The sequence below is a fragment of the Halomonas sp. SIMBA_159 genome (assembly GCF_046536035.1).
Classification (GTDB): Bacteria; Pseudomonadota; Gammaproteobacteria; order Pseudomonadales; family Halomonadaceae; genus Vreelandella; species Vreelandella venusta_A.
Window position 1 is genome coordinate 1 of the sequence record NZ_JAWJBT010001823.1, and the last position, 229, is coordinate 229.

A 229-nucleotide genomic window follows, 5' to 3' on the forward strand; every position below is an offset into this window, starting at 1 on the left:
GTGTGAATCCGTGGATGGCAACCATGCTGGCCATTCTGGCCGGCGGTATGTGTGGCCTGGTGACAGCCTTTCTGGCAGTACGTTGCGGTATTTTGCACTTACTGGCCAGTATTCTGACTATGATTGCGGCTTTCTCTATCAATATCCGCATTATGGGCCGGCCCAACCTGGCCTTGCTGGGTGACGATACTATCCTGACCCCATTCGAAAATTTTGCCTTTGAAACCGG

At 52.4% G+C, this 229-nt stretch carries 1 pseudogene; it reads left to right on the forward strand.

The window, feature by feature from the left end:
• Positions 1-23: 23 nt before the first annotated feature.
• Positions 24-229 (forward strand): annotated as a pseudogene (locus R0J87_RS25485) (ABC transporter permease); the annotation flags it as partial.